The sequence below is a fragment of the Methanothermobacter sp. KEPCO 2 genome, assembly GCF_041228365.1.
GTDB lineage: Archaea > Methanobacteriota > Methanobacteria > Methanobacteriales > Methanothermobacteraceae > Methanothermobacter > Methanothermobacter marburgensis.
This window is the reverse complement of sequence record NZ_CP166185.1, coordinates 708,030-732,323: the sequence shown is the minus strand read 5'-3', so window position 1 is coordinate 732,323 and position 24,294 is coordinate 708,030. Positions and strand designations below refer to the sequence as shown.

Below are 24,294 nucleotides of genomic sequence, written 5' to 3'. Positions count from 1 at the left end.
ATCCGATATATAGGTTTAGATACCAAGGATCAGGGGCAGTATGATGAACGGAAGCAGCCCTGCTGCAAAGAATAAACCAAGACCTGCAAGCACCTGGTCCCTCTTATCATCCATCATACCGTTACATATGAGTATCAGTCCTGTAAATCCGAGAAGTGCGGGTACAGCATGTGAGTAAATCACAGACCCTGTGAATGTTCCTGCCACCATTTTTATCACGAAAAACCTGCTGGTCTAGCTATGATTCATCATCATCTGCTTATGTTATGATTCATCATCTTAAATATTTTCGGGAGCAGCAACCCGGGCAAGATATTTAACAGTTGGTTTTCAGATATAAATATGCTGTTTATTCTAACAGGAGGAGATTGATCATGCTGCATGGTACAGAAGTACTCAAGAAGGGATTTGCAAAGATGACCAAGGGCGGCGTTATAATGGACGTTGTCAACGCTGAACAGGCTGCAATTGCAGAGGACTCAGGGGCAGTCGCTGTAATGGCCCTTGAGAAGGTACCCGCGGATATAAGGGCCTCTGGCGGAGTTGCAAGGATGGCCGATCCCAACAAGGTCCAGGAGATAATGGACGCAGTGTCCATACCTGTGATGGCCAAGGTCAGGATAGGACACTTTGTGGAGGCCCAGGTCCTTGAGGCCCTTGGCGTTGATATGATAGATGAGAGCGAGGTCCTAACCCCTGCAGATGAACGCTTCCACATAGACAAGAAGAAGTTCACGGTCCCATTTGTGTGCGGTGCAAGAAACCTTGGCGAGGCCCTCAGGAGGATAGATGAGGGCGCAGCCATGATAAGGACCAAGGGGGAACCTGGAACTGGTAACATCGTTGAGGCCGTAAGGCACATGAGGATAATGATGAGTGAGATCAGGGAGATCCAGAACAAGGAGGAAGAGGAACTCTGGGAATTCGCAAGGAAGATTGAGGCTCCACTTGAACTTGTGAGGGAAACAGCCCGCCTCGGAAAGCTCCCGGTGGTCAACTTCGCAGCGGGTGGTGTTGCAACACCAGCAGACGCAGCACTCATGATGCAGCTTGGTGCCGACGGCGTGTTTGTTGGTTCAGGTATATTCAAGTCAGATAACCCTGAGGGATATGCGAGGGCCATTGTTGAGGCCACAGCCCACTACGACGAACCTGAGGTCATAGCGGAGGTTTCAAGGGGCCTTGGCACAGCCATGAGGGGCCTTGAAATCAGTGAGATACCTGAGGAAGGTAGAATGCAGGATAGGGGATGGTGAATCCCCTTTTTTATTTTGAATGTTTAAACTGCAGTGTAAATGACTTCGGTGCTGTATGTGCCGGGGTCTGTGTAGGGTGGAACTGTGAGATAATAATTCACGGGTAATATTATACCATCTACACTACCAACGCGTGTCCATATCTGAAAGTCTGATGTTGTAAAGTTTCTTATTTGAACCTCGATGGGGCCATATGGTCCATCATATTTTATACTGTACTTCAGATTTGAGAGTGGTATTGTATTTGAACTGTTTTCAACATCTCTAAGGTCGCCGCTGGCTCTCACATAGACTCTGAGTCTTCCTGCATTGTTTTTTATCTCTACATTTGTTGCAGAATAGTATTCTCTTTCAACTCCATCAGGATAGACGGTCCCAAGATTGAGGGTTGTGGGATTAACTGCTATATCAACTCCAACTCCCAGGGGTTCCACTGCTGTCATGCTAATCTTGCTGGATGTAATATTTTCAGCGGTTGTGTTGTTCTGCATGTCTGCGGATGCGCATCCAAGGAAGAATACTGACATTATGAGTGTTATGAGCATTATCTGGCCCTTCAAGAACCCCCAACTCCTCTTTTCTCTGATTAGGGGTATGGTATCTATATTATTAATAGTTAATTGATTGAGTCAGAGAAAAATCAGCAGGTTCATAAAGATAAAATTTAAAAAAATAAAAATTATGATTTTAAACGGCCTTTTTACCGCTTTCACCTGTTCTTATCCTGACAACATCTTCAACCCCTGATATGAATATCTTCCCGTCGCCTATGTCACCGGTCTGGGCGCTTTTTACTATCGTATCAATGACCTTTTCAAGGTCCTCGTCATTCACCACTATCTCAATCTTTGTCTTGGGTATGAGGTCTATCCTGTAGTCCCTTCCACGGTAGCTCTCGGTTATACCCAGCTGTCTCCCGCGGCCCCTTACCTCGGTCACTGTCATCCCATGGCACCCTACCTCTTCAAGGGCATTTTTAACTTCCTCGAGTTTCTCGGGTCTTATGATGGCCACCACTTCTTTCATCCTATCACCCCTAGATTCTGTATCCTGTCTCCTCGTGGAGGTGGGTATCGAGTCCCTCTATTTCCTCCTTCTCTGTTACCCTGAGGCCCACCGTGAGGTCCAGGAGCTTTCCTATCACCAGTGTAACTATGAATGAGTAGACAGCGACGATCACAACTGCTATTACCTGTGCCGTCATCTGACCGGGGTTTCCGTAGATGAGGCCTGTTCCCAGTTCATTTATGAATGGTGCCGCGAAGATACCTGTTGCCACTGATCCCCATATACCTGACATCCCATGTATTCCGAACACGTCCAGGGCGTCGTCGTATCCAATCCTTGGTTTGAGGTATGATATTGCAAGGTATGATATGGCACTTGTGACCAGGCCTATGATTATTGCTGCGGGTACCGTTACAAATCCTGCTGCAGGTGTTATTGCAACAAGACCTGCAACGGCACCTGATATGCCGCCGAGCACTGTGGGTTTACCTGTTTTGAGGTAGTCTATTATCACCCATGAGATCATACCTGCTGCTGCAGCGGTGTTGGTCACAAGGAAGGCTGATGCTGCCAGTCCACCTGCTGTTAGGGCCGAACCTGCGTTGAATCCGAACCAGCCGAACCAGAGGAGCGCAGCGCCTATCACTGAGTACCCCAGGTTGTGTGGTAGCAGCCTTGTGTCCTTCCTCTTGCCAAGTAGGTATACCAGTGCAAGTGCAGCCACACCTGAGTTTATGTGGACCACTGTACCCCCTGCAAAGTCAAGGGCACCCAGCTGGGCAAGGAATCCGCCGCCCCATACCCAGTGGGCTACCGGTACATACACCAGGCTCACCCATAGTGCAACGAATGCAAGCCATGCTGAGAATTTCATTCTCTCCACTATCGCACCTGATATGAGTGCAACTGTTATTGCAGCGAATGTTAGCTGGAATGCTATGTAAAGGAAGTCTGGTATCGTTGGTGCGAGTTCTGCGAGTTTATCGACACCTATGCCATTCATGAATAGGTTCGCCGGACTTCCTATGAGTCCCATTATGTCTGTTCCAAATGCAAACTGATAGCCGTAGAGTACCCATATGAGGCTTGTCACTGCAAAGGCTATCAGTGACAGGAACATTGTGTTGAGCACGTTTTCCTTTTTTGTTAAACCCCCATAGAATAGTGCCACGCCTGGAACCGTCATGAGCATCACGAGGGCCGTTGATATCAGCATCCAGGCCGTGTCACCGGAGTTTAAAACCGCGTCCATCAGAGTCATCCTCCATATACTTGTTGTTATTATTCTGTTTTTTTACAATCTTATACTTCAATACCGGAAGGCGGAAATCAACTTCCGACACTATCACTTAGATCATGCTCATATATAAAGATTTCGGTTGAAATTTCAGGTAAAGTGGATGAAACTAAAATAAGTTCAAATAAGAATGTAACTTACAGCAAAATGTTAAATAAAGATCAGGGGAGGGCTGAGTTCTGGATTAATTGGTCACTGGACAGCCTTTCCCCCTTTTTCCTGTCATTATCCTTAAAAAAGGGGTTTTACATGATTTTTGATCATTATATGGCCTTTTTTCCCCTTTCACCGGTCCTTATCCTCACAACATCAAGCACATCACTTATGAAGATTTTACCGTCCCCAATATCTCCTGTTCTTGCGTTTTCGGTTACTGTTTCAATCACCTTTTCAAGGTCACCTGAGTCAACCACCACCTCAATCTGAACCTTTGGGATCAGGTCAACACAGTAATCCATACCACGGTAACTCTCACGGATACCCATCTGCTGGCCCCTTCCCCTCACATCTGTGACGGTCATCCCGTGAATTCCCACCAGTTCCAGGGCATCCTTCACATCCTCAAGTTTTTCTCTTCTGATAATGGCTGTGATCCTCTTCATTGATCTTCACCTCTCTGTGAAAAGCTTTTTATGTATATTCTCTTGCCCCTATTTAAATCACTGATTATGTCAGTCTGTAACCGGTTTCCTCGTGTAGGTTTATGTCAAGGCCCTGAATCTCATCCTCCCTTTCAACACGGAGCCCCCTCCATTTCTTGAGCAGGCTTGCTAGAATGTATGTAACTGTGAAGGTGTAGATGACAACAGTAACAACACCTATAACCTGACTGGTGAGGAGCGCGGTGCTCCCTGTTATGAGACCACCTCCAGTGAGGGCGGGGTTAAGTGCGGGTATTGCAAATAGACCCACCCCTATTGTTCCTATAACACCTGAGACTCCATGAATTCCGAAAACATCCAGGGCGTCATCATACCCCAGGAGGGGCTTGAGCCAGGACACAGCAAGGTAACAGATCATGGCTGCCAGAAACCCAATGAAAATCGATGCACCTATATCCACGAAGCCAGCTGCAGGGGTTATTGATGCAAGACCTGCAACTGCACCTGAAAGGGCTCCAAGGAGGGTTGGCTTCCCGGTTTTGATTCTGTCCATCAGCATCCAGCCGAGCATCCCTGCGGCAGCAGAGGTGTTGGTCACAATCATTGCACCTGTGGCCAGGTTGCCCGCTGAAAGGGCTGAACCTGCGTTGAACCCGAACCAGCCAAACCACAGAAGACCTGTACCTATCACAGAGTATCCAAGATGGTGCGGCATCAGCTTCTGGTCGTGCCTTGGGCCAATGACCAGTGCAAGTGCAAGTGCGGCAATACCACTTGTGAGGTGCACCACTATTCCACCTGCGAAATCATAGACACCAAGGTTCTGCAGGAATCCGCCTCCCCATACCCAGTGGGCCACGGGTACATAAACAAATGTGAACCAGAGGGGGATGAAGATGATCCACGATGAAAACCTGATCCTCTCAACCACAGCACCTGATATCAGCGCAACTGTTATGGCAGCAAATGTCATCTGGAAAATTGCAAAAAGACCCCCTGGAATTGTTGGAGCATATTCTGACGCTGAGTTAAGGGATGTAAGGCTTATGCTGCTGATCTGGGTCCCTATTATCCCTGAAATGTCGCCTCCAAAGATGAGGCCATAGCCAAATAAAAACCACAGCAGACTGACCACTCCGAAGGAGACAAATGATAGAAAAATTGTATTGAGGACATTTTCCCTTTTTGTAAGGCCTGAATAGAACATTGCAACGCCGGGTATGGTCATAAGAATTACCAGGGCAGTTGATATCAGCATCCAGGCTGTATCACCTGAATTTAACATTCCTTATCACACTCCTTTTTTTTGTTATCCATATGATAAACTAGACTATATAAGGATGCCGGTAACCTTTTTCCGAGTGCCATGCCAACATTAAAATATCAGAAAAATGAGAAAAACAGTAAGAGGTGTTTCATTGAACTCAACAAAAAAGGGAAGGCTCTTTGCAGTGCTCATGATAGCTCTTGTTGCATATGGCTTCTCATCCACAGTATGTATCTTCATAAAACCATCCTTTGCAGTTGAATTTCCCACAGACATCCTTCCCTCCGATGAGAAGATAGAACCCATGGGAAACCCTGGTTTCCAGCCAGTAGTCCTGAGGAAACACATAATGAACGTCACCAACAACACAACCAATGAGACAGAGGTCACATTCTATACTGATAACAGAACAAACAGAACAGCACCGGCCAGCAGGGACCAGAACCAGGATCAGTAATCCGCCGGCAGATTATGTTCATGAACACTTTTAAACAGCAATTTTTTTAAACTGAAATTTTAGTAAATAGATACATATGACCATATTTTAAGGTGATCACGTGCCAGCAAACACTGTGGGAGAAAGAATAAAACAGCTCAGGGATAACCAGAACATCACACTGGAGGAACTTGCAGAAAGAAGTGGAGTTAATAGGGAACTCATCAAGAAAATAGAGGAAGGAGACATTCTACCATCACTCACACCCCTCATAAAGATCTCAAGGACACTTGGAGTGAGGCTCGGCACACTCCTTGATGACAGGGTCCAGGATGAACCGGTTATAGTCAGAAAGGGAAAAACCCAGAGGGTCATACACTTCTCAGGCTATGAGGAGAGTGCGGATACAAGCAACCTCAACTTCCACTCCCTCGGTGCCGGCAAAAGCGACAGGCACATGGAGCCATTCCTGATCGACGTTGAACTCCACAGCGACGACTTCGAACTGTCATCCCATGAGGGGGAGGAGTTCATATACGTCCTGAAGGGTGAAATCGAGGTCATCTATGGACAGGAGAAGTACAGGCTTGGTGAAGGGGACAGTATATACTATGACTCTGTGGTACCCCACCACCTCCACGCAGCAGGGGAAAATGATGCAAGGATACTGGCAGTTGTCTACACACCATTCTAGTGGCTGATAGGATGTTCAAAATCACGGTGACACCACGTTTTGGGGATATAGATGGTCTCAGACACGTTAACAACACTGTCCTGGCGGTCTGGTTTGAGAAGGGAAGGAACCCAATCTTCAGGATGTTCACACCTGACCTTGACCTCAGCTATGAGAAGTGGAAACTCATCCTTGTAAGGACAGAATTCGACTTCCTTGCACAGATGTACTATGGGAGTGACGTGGAGATAAGAAGCTACATAACACACATAGGGAACTCATCCTTCACCATAGGCCACGAGGCATGGCAGGACGGGGAACTAAAGGCAAAGGGGAAGGCTGTCCTGGTCCACTACGATTTCATTGAACAGAGGAAAAAGCCAATACCCCCTGATATAAGGTCACAGCTTGAAAAACACCTTGTGGAAGAGGATTAACATAGAAAGGGTGGATTTATGGTTTTCACTGAGGAAACAATAGGGGAATTCTTTGAGAAACAGGTTGAAAGGTACGCTGATAAGGAGTTCATAGTATACCCTGACAGGGATCTAAGGTTCACCTACAGGGAGTTCAATGAGAGGGTCAACCTCCTTGCAAAGGGCCTGTTATCCATCGGAATAAAGAAGGGTGACCACGTGGGTATCTGGGCCACCAACGTACCAGACTGGCTGACATTCCTCTTTGCAACAGCAAAGATAGGGGCGGTTCTTGTAACGGTGAACACCGCCTACAAGAGCCATGAACTTGAATATGTCATGAAACAGTCCGACATGAAGGCAATAGCAATCATAGACGGTTTCAGGGACGTTGACTACGTGCAGACACTCTATGAACTTGTACCTGAACTCAAAACCCAGGAGAGGGGCCACCTGAGGAGTGAAAGGTTCCCTGAACTTCGAAGCGTCATATACATAGGGGCCCAGAAGCACAGGGGGATGTACAACACCAATGAACTGATGCTCCTGGGTAAACACGTCCCTGACAGTGAACTCCGCAGTGTGATGTCAACCCTCAAGAACACCGATGTCATAAACATGCAGTACACCTCGGGGACCACGGGTTTCCCCAAGGGGGTAATGCTCACCCACAGGAACATACTCAACAACGGCTATTACATCGGTGAGAGACAGAAATTCACCGAGGAGGACCGTCTGTGTCTACCGGTGCCACTCTTCCACTGCTTTGGAATAGTTCTGGGGGTGCTGGCCATCCTTACGCATGGCGGGACACTTGTCATGATAGAACTCTTCGACCCCCTCCTGGTACTTGCAGCGGTGGAAAAGGAGAGGTGCACTGCACTCTATGGCGTGCCAACCATGTTCATAGCAGAGTTCACACACCCGATGTTTGACATGTTCGACCTTTCATCCCTCAGAACAGGGATCATGGCGGGGTCACCCTGCCCCATAGAGGCAATGAAGCGTGTCATGAATGACATGAACATGAAGGAGGTCACCATAGCCTACGGCCTCACAGAGGCATCCCCGGTCTTCACACAGACAAGTGTGGATGACCCCATCGAGAAGCGTGTCGAAACCGTTGGAACACCCCTACCACACATTGAGGTCAAGATAGTGGACCCTGAAACCGGCGAGGAGCTGGGCCCCGGCGAACCCGGCGAGATACGCTGCAGGGGCTATAACGTCATGAAGGGCTACTACAAGATGCCTGAGATGACAGCTGAGGCCATAGATGAGGACGGCTGGCTCCACAGTGGGGACCTTGCGGTGATGGATGAGGATGGATACTACTCAATCGTTGGAAGGATAAAGGACATGATCATCAGGGGCGGCGAGAACATCTACCCGAGGGAGATCGAGGAGTTCCTCCACACAATGCCCGGTATAAAGGACGTGCAGGTTGTGGGGATACCCGATGAGAAGTACGGCGAAATAGTCGGTGCCTTTGTGATCAGGGAGGAAGGTGCAGACATACTCGAGGAGGATGTCAGGGACTATGCAATCCAGAGGATAGCAAGGTACAAGGTCCCGAAACACGTTTTCTTTGTTGATGAGTTCCCGCTCACCGCAAGCGGGAAGGTCCAGAAGTTCAAACTCAGGGAGCTGGCAGTTGAACTCCTCAAGAAGAAGGAAGGCTCCTGACCCTTAATTTTTTGAGAGATATAATGATAGTCCTGAATCGAAGGAAAAGATCAGTTGATTTTATACCCGCCGGAAGTCCCCGGGGTGCCTTAAACACCCGAAGAAAGCCAGGTTACTGGGGAAAGCTGAAAATCAAAAAAACCTCCTCTGGCCCCAGAATAGCAAGGTTCACAGTGGAGAAAAATGAAAGGGAAACCCTCAGAAAACCCTCAGAGGCCATAAAACTCCTGAGGAAACAGGCCGTGTTTCTAACAGGGCGGGATGAGGAACTTGAAGAACTGCTTGAGAATCACGGTATCAGGTACAGGTATGCAAGGGTATGCCAGCACTGCCTCCATGAGGGCTATGTGACCCTTGTGAGCTCAAGGGCATCAACGAAGCATGAGGGCCAGATCATATGCTCAAGGTGCGTTGATGAGGTAATAAGAAGGGAGCTCAAACTGGCAGGCATGGATAAATCGGCATTCAGAAACTTCAGGAGGCTGATCAGGAGGGGTGTAAGCCTTGAGAGGGTCCTTGAGATGATGTCACCCAGGTTCGACCCACTGGCGAACCAGGAACTGACACTCTATGATAGGGTAACAGCAACAGCAGACAGAACCCCAAAGGTGCCCATTGACAGGCTTGGGCTTCCTGAGAAATTTAAGCGGATTCTAAGAAGGGAGGGCAGCAGGGTGCTGAGGCCAGTGCAGGTACTGGCAGTTGATGCTGGTCTCCTTGAGGGCGCTAGTCTTATGGTTGTATCTGCGACAGCCAGTGGAAAGACCCTTGTGGGGGAACTTGCAGGTATCCCCCGGGCAATGAGGGGTGAAAGGTTCATATACCTCACACCACTCGTTGCCCTTGCAAACCAGAAGTACAGGGACTTTAAGAAGAGATACTCTTCACTTGGACTTAAAACAGCCATAAAGGTTGGTATGAGCAGGATAAAGGCAAAGGGCGAGCTGCGGATTCCTGATACCGATGTGGCTGACGCCGATATAATAGTTGGTACCTACGAGGGAATCGACTACATCCTGAGGTCAGGAAAGGCAGGTATCCTCGGTGATGTGGGCGTGGTCGTGGTTGATGAGATACATACCCTTGAGGATGAGGATAGGGGAGCAAGGCTCAACGGCATGATATGGAGGATAAAAAGGTTATTCCCGAACGCACAGATCATAGCACTCTCTGCAACAGTCAAAAACTCCGCGGAAATAGCATCAGATTTTGGCCTGAAGCTGGTTGAATACGATAAAAGGCCAGTGCCACTTGAAAGACACCTCATATTCTCAAGGAGCGGTGAGGAAAAGAAGAACATCATACTGAGGCTTGCAGAACGTGAGTTCTCCTCGAAGTCAAGGAAGGGGTTCCAGGGACAGACGATAATATTCACAAACTCCCGCAGGAAAACAAGGCTCATTGCAGAGTACCTCACAAGGAACAGGGTGAGTGCAGCCGCATATCATGCAGGTTTATCCTACTCTGAGAGGCAGCGAATAGAGAAGGCCTTTGCATCCCAGAAACTCGCCGCAGTTGTGACGACAGCGGCACTTGCAGCGGGAGTGGACTTTCCGGCATCACAGGTTATATTTGAAACGCTCCTCATGGGTAACCGCTGGCTCACCCCAAATGAGTTTTCACAGATGCTTGGACGTGCTGGCAGGCCATCCTACCATGACCGGGGTGCTGTCTATGTTCTTGCAGAAATTGGCATGGAATTTGATGGTGATTCAGAGGAATCTGTGGCCCTTGAGCTCCTTGAAAGCGGTCCTGAACCTGTTGAGGTTCAACATACAGATGAAAACATTCTTGAAAATCTTCTGGCGGATATAACCTCGGGGGCCATTGAATCAGAGCATGACATCACCCCTGATGTGCCATGGACCATGGGTGGAGACATGGCGCTTGATTTCCTTGAGTCATCTGGCCTTATAAGCAGGAAAGGAGAACTCAGGGCAACTGATTATGGGATGGCCGTCTCAAGATCATTCCTAAATGTGGAGGATGCGGAGTACATAAGGAGGAACCTCAAATCCACTAAAAAGCCTCTTGATATTGCGGTTGAACTTGAACCATTTGAGGGCGCGTATCTCTCAGGAAGAATGCATAGGGGATTAACGAGGGCAGTTGGCGCCAATGTTTCAATCCGATTGACAGCGGATTCAACCCTTGATATAATATCCAATGGGGATAATCTCATAAAACTTGATAAAAATCTACAGGAGGCTGTTCTTGGAATACAGATGGATTTTCTTTCCTGTGAATGCATGGACAGACCCTTCTGTGGGTGTATTCAGCGAAAATTGTCGGAATATATACTTTGGGAGAGAATGAGTGGCAGGGACCCTAGGGATATAAGTAAGGGGCTTCTCTCAAGATATCAGATTCAGGCGTATCCTGGAGATATTTTCAGCTGGCTTGACAAAATGGTGAGAACAGTTGAGTCCATCGGAAGGGTTGCCTCTGCATTTAAAGAGAGAATTATTTTGAAGGAATGTTCAGGTATTGCGAGGGCCATCGAAAAGGGTAAACGTATTTAGAACATTATAGATTTAGATATATATTGTAAAGGTATACGATAGCTGCAGATAGGATATAAATCACCACAAGCTGATCAAGGATTCCGGTTTCAACTGAGATGAGACAGTAGGCCATAATAAGGGAGTAGATCATGACATAAAAGGAATCCCTTGTTTTTTGCATTATTCTGTAGCCCAACCCTAAAATTAAGCCAAGCAAACTCATTCCAGCTGCCACACCAGCTGTGCCGAATTCCACGATCATCTGTCCAAATATTGTGGGTGTGATTGTAACTCCTGTCCTCCAGCAGATCAGTTTCCCGATTAGTGTTCTTGGTCCACTGCCAAGGCCGGGAACCATACTCAAGGTTAATTTACCATGCATAACGCCAGTCATCCCTGAAAGGGTGGATAATCTGTCGAGCACACCCATTGTGAAGGCAGCCCTCATCTGTAAAAACGTTAAAGCGCTCAAGTTACTTAAGGAATACTCCTCGACTGATCTGAAATAACCTATACCCATGATTACAAGTAAAGTCACCATCAAGAAACCCAGGACTTCCCATACTTCAAATAACTCTGTGTAATAGCCCATTATGACAGTTATGAGAATAACTGCAACAAGGGGTGTTCTGTACCCAAGTAAAGCCAGGAGAAAAATGCAGATTATGTTCAGAATCATGACTCTAAACCTAGCAGCTGGTCTCTCTATACGCTTCTTCTGCATTTCATCTATTATGTAAGATGATAGCAGTGCTGTTCCAGGGATCATTAAAAAAGAGGGAATAGTTAATCTGGGGTTGAGGAGATATCTCAGGGCGGGTTTCATGAGAGGAATGCCATTCACGGATGTGATGGTTATGGCGAAAAAGGCGAAGCCAATAAGAAAGAGGGTAAGGCCAATTGATCTTATATCTTCCATGTCAACTTTCAGGTATCTGTTTCCCCTCAAAATTCTGTCGGGTATTACCATTGAAAAAACAAAGAAACATACAAAACCAGTTATTATGTTAACATGCAGGAGCCCTGTGACAGGAATGGCAGCGAGGCCCATGAATACTGAGAAAAACACGATGAAAGCTGGAGGTGAAAATATGTGGTTTCTGAGTATTCTGCTCTTTTTGAGGAAATTCATAAAATTACTTGAAGGGAATATTCTCCTGAAAAAGCTCTTTAACCATATTTCTTCAACAGTTAGAAAGACTCCCAGCATTAATCTGAATATCAATGCTTTCCTGACGTTAAATTCCACCTTTCTGCATAGATTCCTTGCTGCATTGTAAAGATGACTCATAAAAGATACCTGCGAAGTTTATACTGTACTAAAAGTTTATAATGTGCTAAGATTAATTACCTTGATGATCTTGTAGCGGCTTTTTATTTTTTCTAGGACATTACTGTCTGCATTGTATACTCTTATTGTTATGAAATCTGTCTGGCCATCTAGATCTCCTAGAACTTCATCAGATATTTTTATGGCCTCGGGAGTTGCCTGGAGGATCTCTATTCTACCATTTTGGATGTCCAGGGTTATTGACACATGTTTTTCTCTGCTGTACAGTTCTCTTGAAAGCTCCTGAAATCTTGATACATCCACATTGCTTATGGGTATGTTTGTTGTCATTTCATACTTTGAGGGAATATCAAGGAGCAGATCAGACATTCTCCGGATTTTTATGGGTTCTATGATAATATCAGTGGCGTTCCGGGTTCCCGTGGCTTCCAGTGTTATTGAGTCTATGTAATAATCTGCGAATTTGTCCTGGTATTCCCCTGCAAGTATTTTTTTTCCACTGACATTCATGAGAACTTCTACCCTCCCATTGATGGTTCCTACCCATAGAACCTCACCATTTATTACCCCTCTTTTCTGTGTTAAGGAGTTATAACCATTGATTTTACTGTTAATGATTTTTCCCTTACTGTAGAGATCGTTGTACTTTATCTGGACTTTGGTCATTTCTGAAGAATCGAATGTGAATGTCTGTATGTTTGAATCAATATCTGAGGTTTTAAGAAATCCGTATAAAACAAGTGAAGCGAGGAATAAAATGATTGCGACATCGATCACGGTTAATTTACCGATTTTCATTTTTTATCTCTCCCATTCCAGTATTCTAGCAGTTGCTTATCACTAAATTGCAGAAATTTAAGAGTCTGCAGCTACAGTTGAAGACATTTAGACTTGAGTAAATATTAACTTTCTAGTTATTTAACTTATGATGTGGATTAACTTTTCATATTGATATACATTTAATACCATACTTCTCTTGATCTGCGATTAACTGCTTGCACAACAAATTCCACATTGAAGAAGAAAACTTAAATGCCGTCGGTAATAGACCTTATTTAAAATATAACATGATCACAACTTCCTTATGAAGGAGGATTATTAATGGAAAATTCAAATCAGAGAGTACTATACCTTGTACCGTCATTCATAGTATTCCTAATGGCTCTTATGGTAACTTTCAGGCACCCATGGCCAGTTGGGTGGGATATATTCTACCATATTCATCTGGCAAAGGTTTACATGTTAAAGGGTTTAACATTTTTTGATCCTGTTTACAATGCACCTGAGGGAGCTATTATTAACTACCCACCAGTTTTTCACATGACACTTCTTGCACTGGCATATCTCTTTAGAATGAACATGTTTGACGTGGCAAGGATAATACAGCCATTTTTGGCATGCCTTGTTGCTTTATCAGTTACTCTGGTTGCCTCAAGGTTCTATGAGGATAAAATCGTGGGTTTAGCTGCAGGTTTAATACTTTTCTCAGGAGCAATTGCAATGAGGCTTGTTTCACCATTGCCAGAGAATATGGCGCTTATATTCCTTCCTTTAAGTATTTACTTTTACTATGAATTCTTTAAAGAGGATAAATTACTCTCTTCATTCATATCAGGAGTTTTAATGGGCATCGTTGCACTTATACACCCAGCTGCAACCTTTTGCCTTGGCTTTGCGATTACCTTCATCACAGCCGGAATTATAATAACTGAACTCTACTTTAAAAGAGATGTCGGTATCATAAAAAAGGCTTTGAAAGGTTATGGGATCCTGATTATGACTGCGGGCTTAATTGCAGCGGTATGGTGGGCACCGGCATTTTACCTTAAAAGTACTGGTGGACCTGGTGGTGTAAGCACATCACTACAGACTTCAAGAAACCTCAGTATAATGAAATATCCTGATCTCTTGGGTTACCTTGTTATAGTGCTATCCCTTGTTGGTCTCACACCCTCCATTAAAAGATTCGGTTTAAGAGATCGTTTTATACTTTTATGGGTTATTTCGATGTTCCTTCTCTCAAAGGCATACTACTTTGGGGTTAATGTCATAACCTATAGGGTACTCATCTACATAATGATTCCTATGAGCATTCTGGCGGCTCATGGGTTAAGATACACTGCAGAAATCATTGAAATTAAAAATAAAAATATTGCATGCATTTTAATGGCAGCTGTACTTTTATTTGCTGTTTTCCAAGGGTTCAGCAACCTATCAAGTACAGAAGTTGTTGATTATGGTGCTATGACATCTCATGGAAGAATTAAGATCGCGCCTCCCACACCTTCAGAAGTTGAACTTGCAGAATGGTTCAGCCAGCAGGATAAAGAGGGCACCATTTCAATGTCAAATTATTTCGCAGCAGGGTTTATAATGGCTTATACAAACAGACCCGTGAATCCTTTATTATATGAGAAACCTGAAATCCCTCAGAGGAATGAGCTGACTAAAAATGGAATCGTTTTTCTGGTATTTGATAAAAGACTTAGGGCGAACGGAAATTTCACTTTTGATGCTTCCAGCAGTTTTCTCTTCTATAATCCATCAAAGGTTGATGTATCAAGCCTGAAATACCCTTATCTTGAGAAGGTTTATGAGAATAGCGACTTTGTTGTCTACAGGGTGGTCTAGCTGAATGAGAAAGACTATATATACTGTCCATTAGATCAAAATAGGGAGGATTCAGGGTCATATGGTGTCCATTTTATCACCTTGAACTCCTCCCATATAATATCAATTGGGGCAGCTCATATCCCTGCATGAACCTGCATATTCAGGAAACCTCAGAACCTCATTCATTTTGCTTCCATACCTGTAGATGGTTATTCCCTTGCATCCAAGTTCATATGCTGCCCTGAATACCCTCTCAGCGTCCTTTATGGACGCATCAGGCGGCAGATTAACGGTTTTTGAGACGGCGTTGTCCACATGGCGCTGGAAGGCGGCCTGCATCTTAACATGAAAGACAGGGTCGATCTCATGGGCGGTTACAAAGAGCCTCCTGATTCTATCTGGAACCCCCGAGACTCCCTGCAGATTTCCCTTCGATATTATCATTTCAAATGCATCCCTTTTCAGCTGCCCCCTGGCGATTCTTTCAAACAGGGGATTGATTTCGGTGAATTTTCTGCCCAGAATGTTTCTTGTGAATGAGACCGCAAAGAGGGGTTCAATCCCGCTGCTTGTACCTGCTATTATGCTGAGGGAACCTGTGGGTGCAATGGTTGTCAGTGTGGCGTTTCTCATCCCCTCAAAGCCCATTTCATCCCACATGCTTCCTGAAAATTCCTGAAAAGACCCTCTTTCATCTGCAAGATTAAGTGAGGCCCTCCTGGCTTCACCCTCTATGAAGGACATGACCCGCTCAGCCACCCTAAGGGCCTCCCCTGAATTGTAGGGGACACCCAGCTTTATGAGCATATCAGCGAATCCCATTACACCAAGGCCGATCTTCCTTGTCTTCAGCGTCATCTCCCTGACCTCAGGGAGCGGGTAGCTGTTGACGTCTATGACGTTGTCAAGGAAGTGCACCGCTGTATGGACGGTTCTTCTGAGTCTTTCCCAGTTCACACCTGAAGCTGAGACCATTAATGAGAGGTTGATTGAGCCGAGGTTACATGACTCATAGGGGAGTAGGGGCTGCTCACCGCAGTTGTGGACAATGAAACCGTTGGCAGTGAAGGCATTTGCACCTGCAACACAGGCATCATAGACATCCTCATAACCCTTACTTTTAAGATAAAGGAATGTGGAGAACGTCTCCCCTGAGTTAAAGCTGCTTTCCGAATCCATAACAAGCACATCACCCCTTTCAAGGTCGCAGGCGGCCTTCCATACTGGTTTATCCTCCATTACCAGTAAGGGGTGATCTTTGGTCAACTTTAAACTGTAACCCTCCCTGGTTTTAATTTCAAAAACCTCTCTGTAACCTGTTTTAAAGAAACCAGAACTGGAGGGATACTCTGAGCCATTGACAACCGCCATGAATGCTCTGCCCTCCAGTTCCTTTACAGGGAGAGGACCCTCAGAGGTCACTATCAGGGTGTCACTGGATATGCACGGGTTGGTTGCCTCTATTCTTCCAAGGGATGGTGTTGGGTTGTACTGGTTTATCCTGTCCTCGAATATCATCCCGGGGTCCCCTGACCTCCAGGCGGCCTTTAAAATCCTCCTGAATATTTCCCTGGATGCTACTGAGTCAACGGTTTCACCGGTCCTCGGGTTTATGAGGTCAACCATCCCGTCCTCCATGAACCTGTCAGGGACCGAAACAGAGAGGTTGAAGTTTCTGAGGGGCCCCTCTGATGTCTTGGCCTCTATGAATCTGAATATGTCCGGGTGGCTGACATGGAGCACCCCCATATTGGCCCCACGTCTCCGTCCACCCTGCTTTATAACCTCGACTGCGACGTCGAATACCCTCATGAATGACACGGGACCTGAGGCCACGCCCATCGTCGATGCAACGGTGTCCCCCCTGGGTCTGAGTCTGGAAAATGAGAATCCAACGCCCCCACCTGATTTGTGGATTATTGCCATGTTCCTGAGGGATTCAAATATGCTCTCAATTGAATCGTCAACAGGGAGGACGAAACATGCTGAGAGCTGGTTTATTGGCGTACCTGCGTTCATGAGGGTGGGTGAATTCGGGAGGAACTCAAGATTCCGCATAACCGAATAGAAGAGTTCCACTGCCCTATGGCTGTCGAAACCATACATCTCATCTGCAGATGCAACTGCCAGGGCAACCCTCCTGAACATCTCCTCAGGGGTCTCTACAACCTCACCCCTTTCGTTCTTCAGGAGGTACCTCTCCTCAAGTACCTTCAGGGCGGTTTTTGTTAAATTTATCATCATTAAGAGTTATATGGGGACCTCTAGGGTAGCATCTCCAGGAGCTCCCTAACATCGGATACGACACTCTCGATGGCATCATCAAGTATTCTCTGGCCAAGAACAGGGTCAGGGTTTATACCCTCCTTTTCACAGATTCTTGCGGCCCTATCAATCCCCTTATTGGCCTCTCTGGCCTCCCTGAGGCCTATCATTCCTATTTCAGGATAAAGTTCTGGTCTGCATTCCCCGAGTCTCGTGAGGTCCGCTATGCCCAGTATGATTCCAGCGGACACCTCACCGCTTCCTGCGTGGGGACCCTCAATCTCAACGATCCTGTTATTCCAGATTATCTCCATGTCAAGTTCATCCATGAGATCCTCAACGCAGTCCTCAAGCTGGTTTCCGCCATGACCATTTACAATAACAGCCGCGTCGATGTTCAGGCGTTTCCTGGCCTTTCTAAGGACAGGTTTGAGGTCTCCTTGCAGGAGTTCGTCCCTGTCAATATGGATGCCGTGTTTAACATATGGAAACTCGGTTGCACCGTAGATTATCCCCAGGAACTTTGCCCCTGTTCTGAGGGATGCCTCCAGGGCCACGTAGGATGCTATCTTGGCATCGGTGTCGATTGGGAGGGCCGGGCCGTGGTTCTCAAGGTGTGATCCCAGTGCGAGTATACCCACCCTGTGGACATCCCCTGAGATTACGTTACCGGCATCAAGGTTGAGTTCAACCACCCTTCACACCTCGAGGTCCCATATCGCATCTCCAATGTGGTGGATGGTTTTGATGGCCTTTCCAGAGTCATTTTCTATCATTTCAGGTCCACTTATGAGGCTTATTCCCACTGCAAGGGGTTTTCGGTGTTTTTCATCCACCACGATGACGATGTCATCTCTCTCAATTTCAGGGTCAGCATCAACTATGCCTGGACTCATCACATCGGCCCCGTTTGCAAGGAACCTCACGGCCCCCATATCAACCACCACATAACCCTTTTCTATATCCCTCATATGGATGGCCCCCCTCAGGGTGGGAACGACCCTTTCATCCATGAACATGAGGAGCGGCTCTCCATTGATGAGTATTATGTCGTTTTCATCTGTTTCTATTATCTCAACGGTGGCCTTTCTGGGTATGAGCAGGGAGAATTCCCCTATCTGGTCGAGAATCTCCTTCATCTTCTTTTTCTTTATATGGTACCTCTTTTTTATCTTCACATTCACACCCTGGAAATTTCATGAGAACCTTACATATCTATATGGTTTAATCCATTAAACCAGTTTACCCTCTAATCTGCAATCACCTTTATTTAAAGAGTAAGATTTATGCCATTATCGTTGTGAGAAAACTTATATACTAGTAAAATAGAAAAATGGAGTATCTGACTGGAAGATTCTGGCTTGTTAGTTAGATTTAAATATAATCTGACCATATTTTAATCTAGGATAGGTGATAGATGTGAGTTCACAGAGAGTTAACGTACAGAGACCACTTGATGCTTTGGGCAATTCACTGAATTCCCCTGTGATCATTAAACTTAAGGGTGACAGGGAATTCAGGGGAGTTTTAAAAAGCTTTGATCTCCATATGAACCTCGTGCTGAATGATGCAGAGGAACTGGAGGACGGAGAGGTCACAAGAAGGCTCGGAACCGTCCTTATACGTGGAGATAACATAGTCTACATATCCCCGTGATCCGGGAACAGCTTTGATTTATATATGATTAAAGAAAGCATATATTTAAATTAACAAGTTTTAACTGATTTTCAGGAGGATTAGAACATGAAAGGTACTCCATCATTTGGTAAGCGTAACAAGAATCTCCATATAAGGTGCAGGCGCTGCGGTAAGAACTCATACCACGTGCGTAAGAAGGTATGTGCAGCATGCGGCTTCGGGAAATCACGCCGTATAAGGCGCTACAGCTGGCAGAATAAAAAAATTACAGGCCAAAGGTTGAAATAAATGGATAACAAGGGCCCTGTTGATGTGCGGATAATTGTTGAGGGAGCCTCTGACGTTGAGAGTGTTTCAAGGGCACTGCAGAGGGTATCCCTCGGCGCCAAATACCATATAACCATATCATCCATAGTGCCAACAACAAGCCTTGAAATAGCCATGAGGGCTGTTGAGGGCGCGGATATTGTCCTCATAGCCACTGACGTTGACCAGACAGGGCGGGAACTGGCTGATAAATTCCGTGAAGCCCTTAAGGGTCATGTAGGGCACATTGAGAGAATGAAACTCCCCTACGGCCATGACGTCGAGTACCTCGACCCTGACCTCATAAGGGAGGAAATAGAAAACGCCATCATAAGGGCCGGACTCCAGACACTCTCCAGTGTTAAAAATCTGAGGAACATGAAGGAGAGCCTTGAAGAGTGTCAGGAGAGGCTTAATGAACTGGTAGCCGAAAACAGCGCCCTCAGGGATGAAAATATCAAACTCCTCGGTGAAGTTGAGGATGGTGAGAGGGAAGCAGAATCCCTCAAAGAGGAGATAAAGGTCCTCGAGGAGAAATTAAAGGTCCTCGAGGAGGATTATTCCCGGCTCAAAACTCGTTTTTCTGAAATTAAAGATAAGGAACTTCTTGAGACCTTCTCAATAGGGGAACTCTGGAGCGAAACCTTTGGAGAGGAACCAGATGACCCTGAGAAGATTTATTTTGTAACTGATCACATCAAACCTGAAGGCATAATCCTTGGCCAGGGCTTCATCGCGGCACCATCAAGGGAGGATGCTGTTGAGTGGCTCAGAATAGTTAAATCGGCCCTGGTGTTCACTGAAACCGATGATGAATCATCCTAGACCCGGGAACTTAAAACCTTCTTGTTGGGAGAATCTGAAGTGAGAGACAAATGTGGTATTGTAGGGATTTACTCACAGGATAAAAACATCAGCGTGGCCTCCCAGATCTACTATGCACTCTATGCACTCCAGCACAGGGGACAGGAATCCGCAGGGATTTCAACATTTAACGGATGTGACATGCTGACCCACAGGGGGATGGGGCTTGTCTGTGACGTCTTCGACCCTGAGAAACTGGATGAACTAGAGGGGAATGTTGGCATAGGTCATGTCCGTTACTCAACCACCGGTGAATCCAGGATTGAGAATTCCCAGCCATTCTGGAGTGAATTTCAGGGAGGTAAAATCGCCATAGCACACAACGGCGACATAATAAATTCAATGGAACTTCGGGATGAACTGGAGGATGAGGGCCACTCATTCATATCAACCACCGATTCAGAGGTGATATGCCACCTTCTGAGCAGGGAATACGAAAAAAAACCCAACATGATAGGTGCAATAAAGAGGGTTTCAGAGCAGCTTGTGGGGTCCTACTCCCTCGTGGTCCTCTTCAATGGGGACCTCTACGTCATAAGGGACCCTGTTGGTATAAAGCCCCTGGCATTTGCAAGGAAGGGAAACACCCAGATGGTTGCCTCTGAAACCGTTGCCTTTGATGTTATAGGGGCCGAGCATGTGAGGGATGTTCAGCCAGGGGAGATACTGCACCTCAACAGGGGAAAGTCCTACTGGGTTGCCAACGCACCCAACACCAGGAGGGCCCACTGCATGTTTGAGTACGTCTACTTTGCAAGACCCGACAGCGTCATAGACGGCCGGAACGTCTACAGGGTCAGGCTCAGTATAGGGGAGGCCCTCTACCGTGAACACCCCGCCGATGCCGACGTGGTTGTACCGGTACCTGACTCCTCAATCCCGGCGGCCATAGGCTACTCCCGCGCATCAGGGATACCCTACGGTGAGGGGCTCATAAAGAACAGGTACGTTGGCCGCACATTCATAATGCCCACACAGGAGGAACGCGAAACAGCGGTTAAACTCAAGATGAACCCCATAAGGTCGGAGCTTGAGGGTAAGAGGATAGTGCTCATCGATGACAGCATAGTGAGGGGCACGACCTCCAGGGCACTCATCGACATAATCAGGGATGCCGGGGCAGAGGAGATACACCTCCGTATAGGATGCCCCCCCATAAAGTCCCCCTGCTACTATGGTATAGCCATGGCAACCAGGAAGGAGCTTATAGCATCAAGCAGGGATGTTGAGGAAATAAGGAAGATAATAGGGGTTGAGTCCCTGGGTTACCTGAGTATCGAGTCACTCGTTGAATCCATAGGTATCAAGAAGGGCTTCCTGTGTACAGGGTGCCTGGATGGGGACTACCCGACACCTCTCCCCTCGGATATAGAGGAATATGAGGCACTGAGGTCCTGCCTCTAGTTCAGCATAAAAATTTAACGTGAACATGATGTCTGATTTCACTGTTTCTTTTTTCAATAAATCCTTCAACGTGATCTAAATGCCTGAGCTTCTATCACCAGCAGGTGACTTCCCATCCCTGATGGCAGCCCTTAAGTCGGGTGCTGACGCGGTTTATGTGGGCCTTGAGGGCTGTAACATGAGGGCAAGGGCAGGTAATTTCAGCATCGGTGAAGTCGCTGAGGCAGCGGAGATAGCCCACAGCTACAATGCAGGGCTCTATGTATGCACAAACACGGCCCTCAGGGACTCTGATGTTGAGAGACTCGAGAAATTATTCCCTGAGCTTTACTCTGCGGGTGTTGATGCGGTGATAGCATCTGACCTTGCGGCTGTGGAGCTTGCATCTGAATGCGGCCTGGACGTCCATGTCAGTGTACAGGCGAATGTTACAAATACAAGGACGCTGAGGATACTGGGGGAGATGGGCGCCAGCAGGGCCATACTATCAAGGGAGCTCTCCCTTTGTGAGATCTCAGACATTGCGGCAAAATCACCCATTGAAATCGAGGTTTTTGTCCATGGGGCCCTCTGCACAGCAATATCTGGTAGATGCTACCTCAGCTCATACCTTTATGGTAGAAGCGCCAACTGCGGGGACTGCCTTCAGCCATGCAGAAAGAGGTGGAAGCTGGTATCTGAGGACGGAGAATTTGACCTTGAGGTGACCCCTGGCGGTGATATAAGGAGTTACATCCTGAGTCCCCGGGATCTGTGTATGGTTGAACATATACCTGAACTCCTGGATGCCGGTGTCGACGCCCTCAAGATAGAGGGCCGTGGGAGGGCAGCGGATTACGTTGCAACCGTTACCTCAGTATACCGGGAGGCCATTGACACTTACCTTTCAGGCGAATGGAGTTTTGATTCCCGGTGGCTTGAGAGACTTGAGGGTGCCTTTAACCGGGGCTTTGGCACAGGTCTGTACTTCTCTGAGCCAGATACCGGTAGTGGGGGTAACATATCCAGTTATGTGAAGCAGGATGTGGGGGAGGTTGTTAATTACTACAGGAAGGTGGGGGCCGCTGAGGTGAGGCTGTGGAGGCCACTTGAGGTTGGGGATGAGATCATAATACAGGGCAGAACAACGGGGGCCCTCATACAGCGTGTTGAATCCCTTCAGGTTGATGGAGATCCTGTGGAAAGGGTTGAATCTGGCAGGGCTGGTCTACTCGTGGAGGATAGGGTCCGCCCCGGGGACCTCGTATACCGCAGGGTTAGAAGGGATTGAGGTTATCAGGGTTCAGAATCATTTCTTTGATGCGCGTAACTGCGGCCGGTAATTCTGGTGTGCGGTCCAGTACATTAAATGTCTCTGATGTACTCATCTAACCTGGGAACGGGCTTATGGCTCTATGTATCCTGTTATGTCCAGGTATGCGTCAGTAACTGTTATTTTTAAAAGTGATGCTCCACATATTAAAGAGGGGTGAGTTAATGATAAGGGTAAAGGATGCCATGCAGACAGATGTCATAACAGTTAAGAGGAACAGTAAGATACATGATGCCGCACGGGTACTGAGGGAGAACAGGATCAGCGGGGCCCCTGTTGTTGATGATGAGGGTAAGCTCGTGGGTGTTATCAGTGAGGGTGATATAATGAGGCTGATTGAGGTCCATTCACCCAGTCTGAACCTCCTCATGCCATCCCCCCTGGACCTGCTTGAACTTCCAGTTAGGATGAAACATGAATACGATGAGATAGCAAAGGGTATCAGGAAGGCTGCCATGATGCTGGTGGAGGAGATAATGAGTGATAGGGTTGTAACGGTGCACCCTGATGCATCCATCTCTGATGCAGCTGAACTCATGGACCGTCATGATGTAAAGAGGCTTCCTGTGGTTGAAGATGGTGAACTGGTGGGTATCATAACAAGGGGCGATATAATAGGCGCATTTGTTAAGTGATGAAATCTGAATCGGTGTCTTAATGAAGAGGATAGCGATCTATGGTAAGGGTGGTATAGGTAAGTCCACGATTGTATCGAATATGGCCGCTGCCTATTCCTCCGAGCACAGGGTACTCGTTATAGGCTGTGATCCAAAGGCTGATACAACCAGGACACTCTACGGTGAAAGGCTCCCTGCGGTACTTGATATACTCAAGGAGAACCGTAAACCTGACGCCTCTGAGGTTATCCATGAGGGTTTTGGCGGTGTCAGGTGTGTGGAGTCAGGGGGCCCTGAACCCGGTGTTGGATGTGCCGGGAGGGGTGTGATCGTTGCAATGAACCTCCTTGAAAAACTTGGAGTATTCGAGGAGGAGATTGATGTGGTCATATACGATGTACTCGGTGACGTGGTCTGCGGGGGATTCGCGGTGCCACTCCGTGAGGAATTTGCAGATGAGGTCTATATAGTAACCTCAGGGGAGTACATGTCCCTTTACGCTGCAAACAACATTGCAAGGGGTATAAAGAAACTGAGGGGTAAACTTGGAGGTGTCATATGTAACTGCCGTGGCATCAGAAATGAGGTTGATATTGTCTCTGAATTCGCCTCAAGGATAGGTTCACGTGTTGTTGGTGTGGTTCCAAGAAGCCCCCTTGTCCAGGAGAGTGAAATTGAGGCAAAGACCGTGATTGAGAGGTTCCCTGAATCTGAACAGGCAGAGGTTTACAGGAAACTGGCAGATGAGGTTTACCTTAACACTGAATTCTCGGTACCTGAACCCATGGACCCTGAGGAGTTTGAGGAGTTCTTTAGAAACTTCAAAGGAGATGATTGAT

At 46.8% G+C, this 24,294-nt stretch carries 25 protein-coding genes; 14 read left to right on the top strand and 11 right to left on the bottom strand.

Annotated features, from left to right (window positions below; all coding sequences use genetic code 11):
• Positions 1-15: 15 nt before the first annotated feature.
• The gene (locus AB9H23_RS03890; protein WP_237780025.1) at positions 16-210 is read right to left on the bottom strand and encodes a hypothetical protein; all 195 of its coding nucleotides are present in this window, start codon (positions 208-210) and stop codon (positions 16-18) included.
• A gap of 164 nt (positions 211-374) precedes the next feature.
• On the opposite strand from AB9H23_RS03890, the gene pdxS reads away from it, so the two are divergent.
• The gene (gene pdxS, locus AB9H23_RS03885; protein WP_321212067.1) at positions 375-1,256 is read left to right on the top strand and encodes a pyridoxal 5'-phosphate synthase lyase subunit PdxS; all 882 of its coding nucleotides are present in this window, start codon (positions 375-377) and stop codon (positions 1,254-1,256) included.
• Positions 1,257-1,279: 23 nt separating this feature from the next.
• Here the strand turns inward: pdxS and AB9H23_RS03880 are convergent, their stop codons facing one another.
• The 5 genes from AB9H23_RS03880 to AB9H23_RS03860 all read right to left on the bottom strand — a co-directional run bounded on the left by AB9H23_RS03880 (position 1,280) and on the right by AB9H23_RS03860 (position 5,448).
• Positions 1,280-1,816 (bottom strand): hypothetical protein, encoded by a 537-nt coding sequence (locus AB9H23_RS03880; protein WP_370005685.1) that lies wholly within the window; start codon positions 1,814-1,816, stop codon positions 1,280-1,282.
• A 127-nt stretch (positions 1,817-1,943) separates the two neighbouring features.
• Positions 1,944-2,282 carry a P-II family nitrogen regulator gene (locus tag AB9H23_RS03875; protein ID WP_370005683.1) on the bottom strand — a complete coding sequence of 113 codons (339 nt, stop codon included), beginning with the start codon at positions 2,280-2,282 and terminating at the stop codon, positions 1,944-1,946.
• Positions 2,283-2,292: 10 nt separating this feature from the next.
• Positions 2,293-3,516, bottom strand: a complete 1,224-nt coding sequence (locus tag AB9H23_RS03870; protein ID WP_370005681.1) for an ammonium transporter — start codon at positions 3,514-3,516, stop codon at positions 2,293-2,295.
• Positions 3,517-3,824: 308 nt separating this feature from the next.
• Positions 3,825-4,163 carry a P-II family nitrogen regulator gene (locus AB9H23_RS03865; RefSeq protein ID WP_321212063.1) on the bottom strand — a complete coding sequence of 113 codons (339 nt, stop codon included), beginning with the start codon at positions 4,161-4,163 and terminating at the stop codon, positions 3,825-3,827.
• 64 nt (positions 4,164-4,227) lie between these two features.
• Positions 4,228-5,448, bottom strand: coding sequence for an ammonium transporter (locus tag AB9H23_RS03860; protein WP_370005679.1), 1,221 nt, complete (start codon positions 5,446-5,448; stop codon positions 4,228-4,230).
• Positions 5,449-5,581: 133 nt separating this feature from the next.
• On the opposite strand from AB9H23_RS03860, the gene AB9H23_RS03855 reads away from it, so the two are divergent.
• From AB9H23_RS03855 to AB9H23_RS03835, 5 genes are all read left to right on the top strand, one after another.
• Entirely contained in the window at positions 5,582-5,887 is a 306-nt protein-coding gene (locus AB9H23_RS03855) for a hypothetical protein (protein ID WP_370005678.1), read from the top strand.
• A 100-nt stretch (positions 5,888-5,987) separates the two neighbouring features.
• Positions 5,988-6,560, top strand: a complete 573-nt coding sequence (locus AB9H23_RS03850) for a helix-turn-helix domain-containing protein (protein WP_370005676.1) — start codon at positions 5,988-5,990, stop codon at positions 6,558-6,560.
• An 11-nt stretch (positions 6,561-6,571) separates the two neighbouring features.
• Positions 6,572-6,976, top strand: coding sequence for an acyl-CoA thioesterase (locus AB9H23_RS03845; RefSeq protein WP_370005674.1), 405 nt, complete (start codon positions 6,572-6,574; stop codon positions 6,974-6,976).
• 18 nt (positions 6,977-6,994) lie between these two features.
• Positions 6,995-8,641 (top strand): AMP-binding protein, encoded by a 1,647-nt coding sequence (locus tag AB9H23_RS03840; RefSeq protein WP_370005672.1) that lies wholly within the window; start codon positions 6,995-6,997, stop codon positions 8,639-8,641.
• A gap of 23 nt (positions 8,642-8,664) precedes the next feature.
• Positions 8,665-11,163 (top strand): DUF5814 domain-containing protein, encoded by a 2,499-nt coding sequence (locus AB9H23_RS03835; RefSeq protein ID WP_321212059.1) that lies wholly within the window; start codon positions 8,665-8,667, stop codon positions 11,161-11,163.
• Positions 11,164-11,167: 4 nt separating this feature from the next.
• Here AB9H23_RS03835 and AB9H23_RS03830 read toward each other — a convergent pair whose 3' ends face one another.
• A complete protein-coding gene (locus AB9H23_RS03830; protein ID WP_370005670.1) occupies positions 11,168-12,436 on the bottom strand; it encodes an oligosaccharide repeat unit polymerase family protein in 1,269 nt (422 codons plus the stop codon).
• Positions 12,437-12,472: 36 nt separating this feature from the next.
• Entirely contained in the window at positions 12,473-13,234 is a 762-nt protein-coding gene (locus AB9H23_RS03825; protein WP_321212057.1) for a hypothetical protein, read from the bottom strand.
• Between the two features lie 303 nt (positions 13,235-13,537).
• Here AB9H23_RS03825 and AB9H23_RS03820 point away from each other — a divergent pair, with 303 nt between their 5' ends.
• Positions 13,538-15,067 (top strand): hypothetical protein, encoded by a 1,530-nt coding sequence (locus tag AB9H23_RS03820; RefSeq protein WP_370005668.1) that lies wholly within the window; start codon positions 13,538-13,540, stop codon positions 15,065-15,067.
• 102 nt (positions 15,068-15,169) lie between these two features.
• Here the strand turns inward: AB9H23_RS03820 and AB9H23_RS03815 are convergent, their stop codons facing one another.
• Genes AB9H23_RS03815 through AB9H23_RS03805 form a run of 3 tightly spaced genes read right to left on the bottom strand, consistent with a single transcriptional unit; the run spans position 15,170 to position 18,498 of the window.
• Complete coding sequence (locus tag AB9H23_RS03815; protein ID WP_370005667.1) at positions 15,170-17,293, bottom strand: ribonucleotide reductase N-terminal alpha domain-containing protein; 2,124 nt, start codon at positions 17,291-17,293, stop codon at positions 15,170-15,172.
• Between the two features lie 20 nt (positions 17,294-17,313).
• Positions 17,314-18,009: a 2-amino-5-formylamino-6-ribosylaminopyrimidin-4(3H)-one 5'-monophosphate deformylase gene (arfB, locus tag AB9H23_RS03810; RefSeq protein ID WP_321212054.1), complete on the bottom strand. Its 696-nt coding sequence runs from the start codon at positions 18,007-18,009 to the stop codon at positions 17,314-17,316.
• 3 nt (positions 18,010-18,012) lie between these two features.
• Entirely contained in the window at positions 18,013-18,498 is a 486-nt protein-coding gene (locus tag AB9H23_RS03805; protein WP_321212053.1) for an RNA-binding protein, read from the bottom strand.
• Between the two features lie 235 nt (positions 18,499-18,733).
• On the opposite strand from AB9H23_RS03805, the gene AB9H23_RS03800 reads away from it, so the two are divergent.
• The 7 genes from AB9H23_RS03800 (at position 18,734) to cfbC (ending at position 24,293) form a co-directional block, all read left to right on the top strand.
• Complete coding sequence (locus AB9H23_RS03800; RefSeq protein ID WP_013295846.1) at positions 18,734-18,970, top strand: LSm family protein; 237 nt, start codon at positions 18,734-18,736, stop codon at positions 18,968-18,970.
• An 87-nt stretch (positions 18,971-19,057) separates the two neighbouring features.
• On the top strand, positions 19,058-19,240 hold the full coding sequence (locus AB9H23_RS03795; protein ID WP_013295845.1) for a 50S ribosomal protein L37e: 183 nt from the start codon (positions 19,058-19,060) through the stop codon (positions 19,238-19,240).
• Complete coding sequence (locus AB9H23_RS03790; protein WP_321212052.1) at positions 19,241-20,083, top strand: toprim domain-containing protein; 843 nt, start codon at positions 19,241-19,243, stop codon at positions 20,081-20,083.
• A gap of 39 nt (positions 20,084-20,122) precedes the next feature.
• Positions 20,123-21,526, top strand: coding sequence for an amidophosphoribosyltransferase (purF, locus tag AB9H23_RS03785; RefSeq protein WP_321212051.1), 1,404 nt, complete (start codon positions 20,123-20,125; stop codon positions 21,524-21,526).
• Between the two features lie 79 nt (positions 21,527-21,605).
• A complete protein-coding gene (locus tag AB9H23_RS03780) occupies positions 21,606-22,796 on the top strand; it encodes a peptidase U32 family protein (protein ID WP_321212050.1) in 1,191 nt (396 codons plus the stop codon).
• Between the two features lie 206 nt (positions 22,797-23,002).
• Complete coding sequence (locus tag AB9H23_RS03775) at positions 23,003-23,473, top strand: CBS domain-containing protein (protein WP_147671836.1); 471 nt, start codon at positions 23,003-23,005, stop codon at positions 23,471-23,473.
• 22 nt (positions 23,474-23,495) lie between these two features.
• Positions 23,496-24,293 (top strand): Ni-sirohydrochlorin a,c-diamide reductive cyclase ATP-dependent reductase subunit, encoded by a 798-nt coding sequence (cfbC, locus tag AB9H23_RS03770; protein WP_321212049.1) that lies wholly within the window; start codon positions 23,496-23,498, stop codon positions 24,291-24,293.
• The last annotated feature ends 1 nt before the right edge of the window (position 24,294 follow it).

Bases quoted from the DNA above. Each gene is read 5' to 3' on its own strand.
- AB9H23_RS03890 (WP_237780025.1), bottom strand. From the start codon at position 210: ATGGTGGCAGGAACATTCACAGGGTCTGTGATTTACTCACATGCTGTA.
- pdxS (WP_321212067.1), top strand. From the start codon at position 375: ATGCTGCATGGTACAGAAGTACTCAAGAAGGGATTTGCAAAGATGACC.
- AB9H23_RS03875 (WP_370005683.1), bottom strand. From the start codon at position 2,282: ATGAAAGAAGTGGTGGCCATCATAAGACCCGAGAAACTCGAGGAAGTT.
- AB9H23_RS03870 (WP_370005681.1), bottom strand. From the start codon at position 3,516: ATGGACGCGGTTTTAAACTCCGGTGACACGGCCTGGATGCTGATATCA.
- AB9H23_RS03865 (WP_321212063.1), bottom strand. From the start codon at position 4,163: ATGAAGAGGATCACAGCCATTATCAGAAGAGAAAAACTTGAGGATGTG.
- AB9H23_RS03860 (WP_370005679.1), bottom strand. From the start codon at position 5,448: ATGTTAAATTCAGGTGATACAGCCTGGATGCTGATATCAACTGCCCTG.
- AB9H23_RS03845 (WP_370005674.1), top strand. From the start codon at position 6,572: ATGTTCAAAATCACGGTGACACCACGTTTTGGGGATATAGATGGTCTC.
- AB9H23_RS03840 (WP_370005672.1), top strand. From the start codon at position 6,995: ATGGTTTTCACTGAGGAAACAATAGGGGAATTCTTTGAGAAACAGGTT.
- AB9H23_RS03835 (WP_321212059.1), top strand. From the start codon at position 8,665: ATGATAGTCCTGAATCGAAGGAAAAGATCAGTTGATTTTATACCCGCC.
- AB9H23_RS03830 (WP_370005670.1), bottom strand. From the start codon at position 12,436: ATGAGTCATCTTTACAATGCAGCAAGGAATCTATGCAGAAAGGTGGAA.
- AB9H23_RS03825 (WP_321212057.1), bottom strand. From the start codon at position 13,234: ATGAAAATCGGTAAATTAACCGTGATCGATGTCGCAATCATTTTATTC.
- AB9H23_RS03820 (WP_370005668.1), top strand. From the start codon at position 13,538: ATGGAAAATTCAAATCAGAGAGTACTATACCTTGTACCGTCATTCATA.
- AB9H23_RS03815 (WP_370005667.1), bottom strand. From the start codon at position 17,293: ATGATGATAAATTTAACAAAAACCGCCCTGAAGGTACTTGAGGAGAGG.
- AB9H23_RS03795 (WP_013295845.1), top strand. From the start codon at position 19,058: ATGAAAGGTACTCCATCATTTGGTAAGCGTAACAAGAATCTCCATATA.
- AB9H23_RS03790 (WP_321212052.1), top strand. From the start codon at position 19,241: ATGGATAACAAGGGCCCTGTTGATGTGCGGATAATTGTTGAGGGAGCC.
- AB9H23_RS03780 (WP_321212050.1), top strand. From the start codon at position 21,606: ATGCCTGAGCTTCTATCACCAGCAGGTGACTTCCCATCCCTGATGGCA.
- AB9H23_RS03775 (WP_147671836.1), top strand. From the start codon at position 23,003: ATGATAAGGGTAAAGGATGCCATGCAGACAGATGTCATAACAGTTAAG.
- cfbC (WP_321212049.1), top strand. From the start codon at position 23,496: ATGAAGAGGATAGCGATCTATGGTAAGGGTGGTATAGGTAAGTCCACG.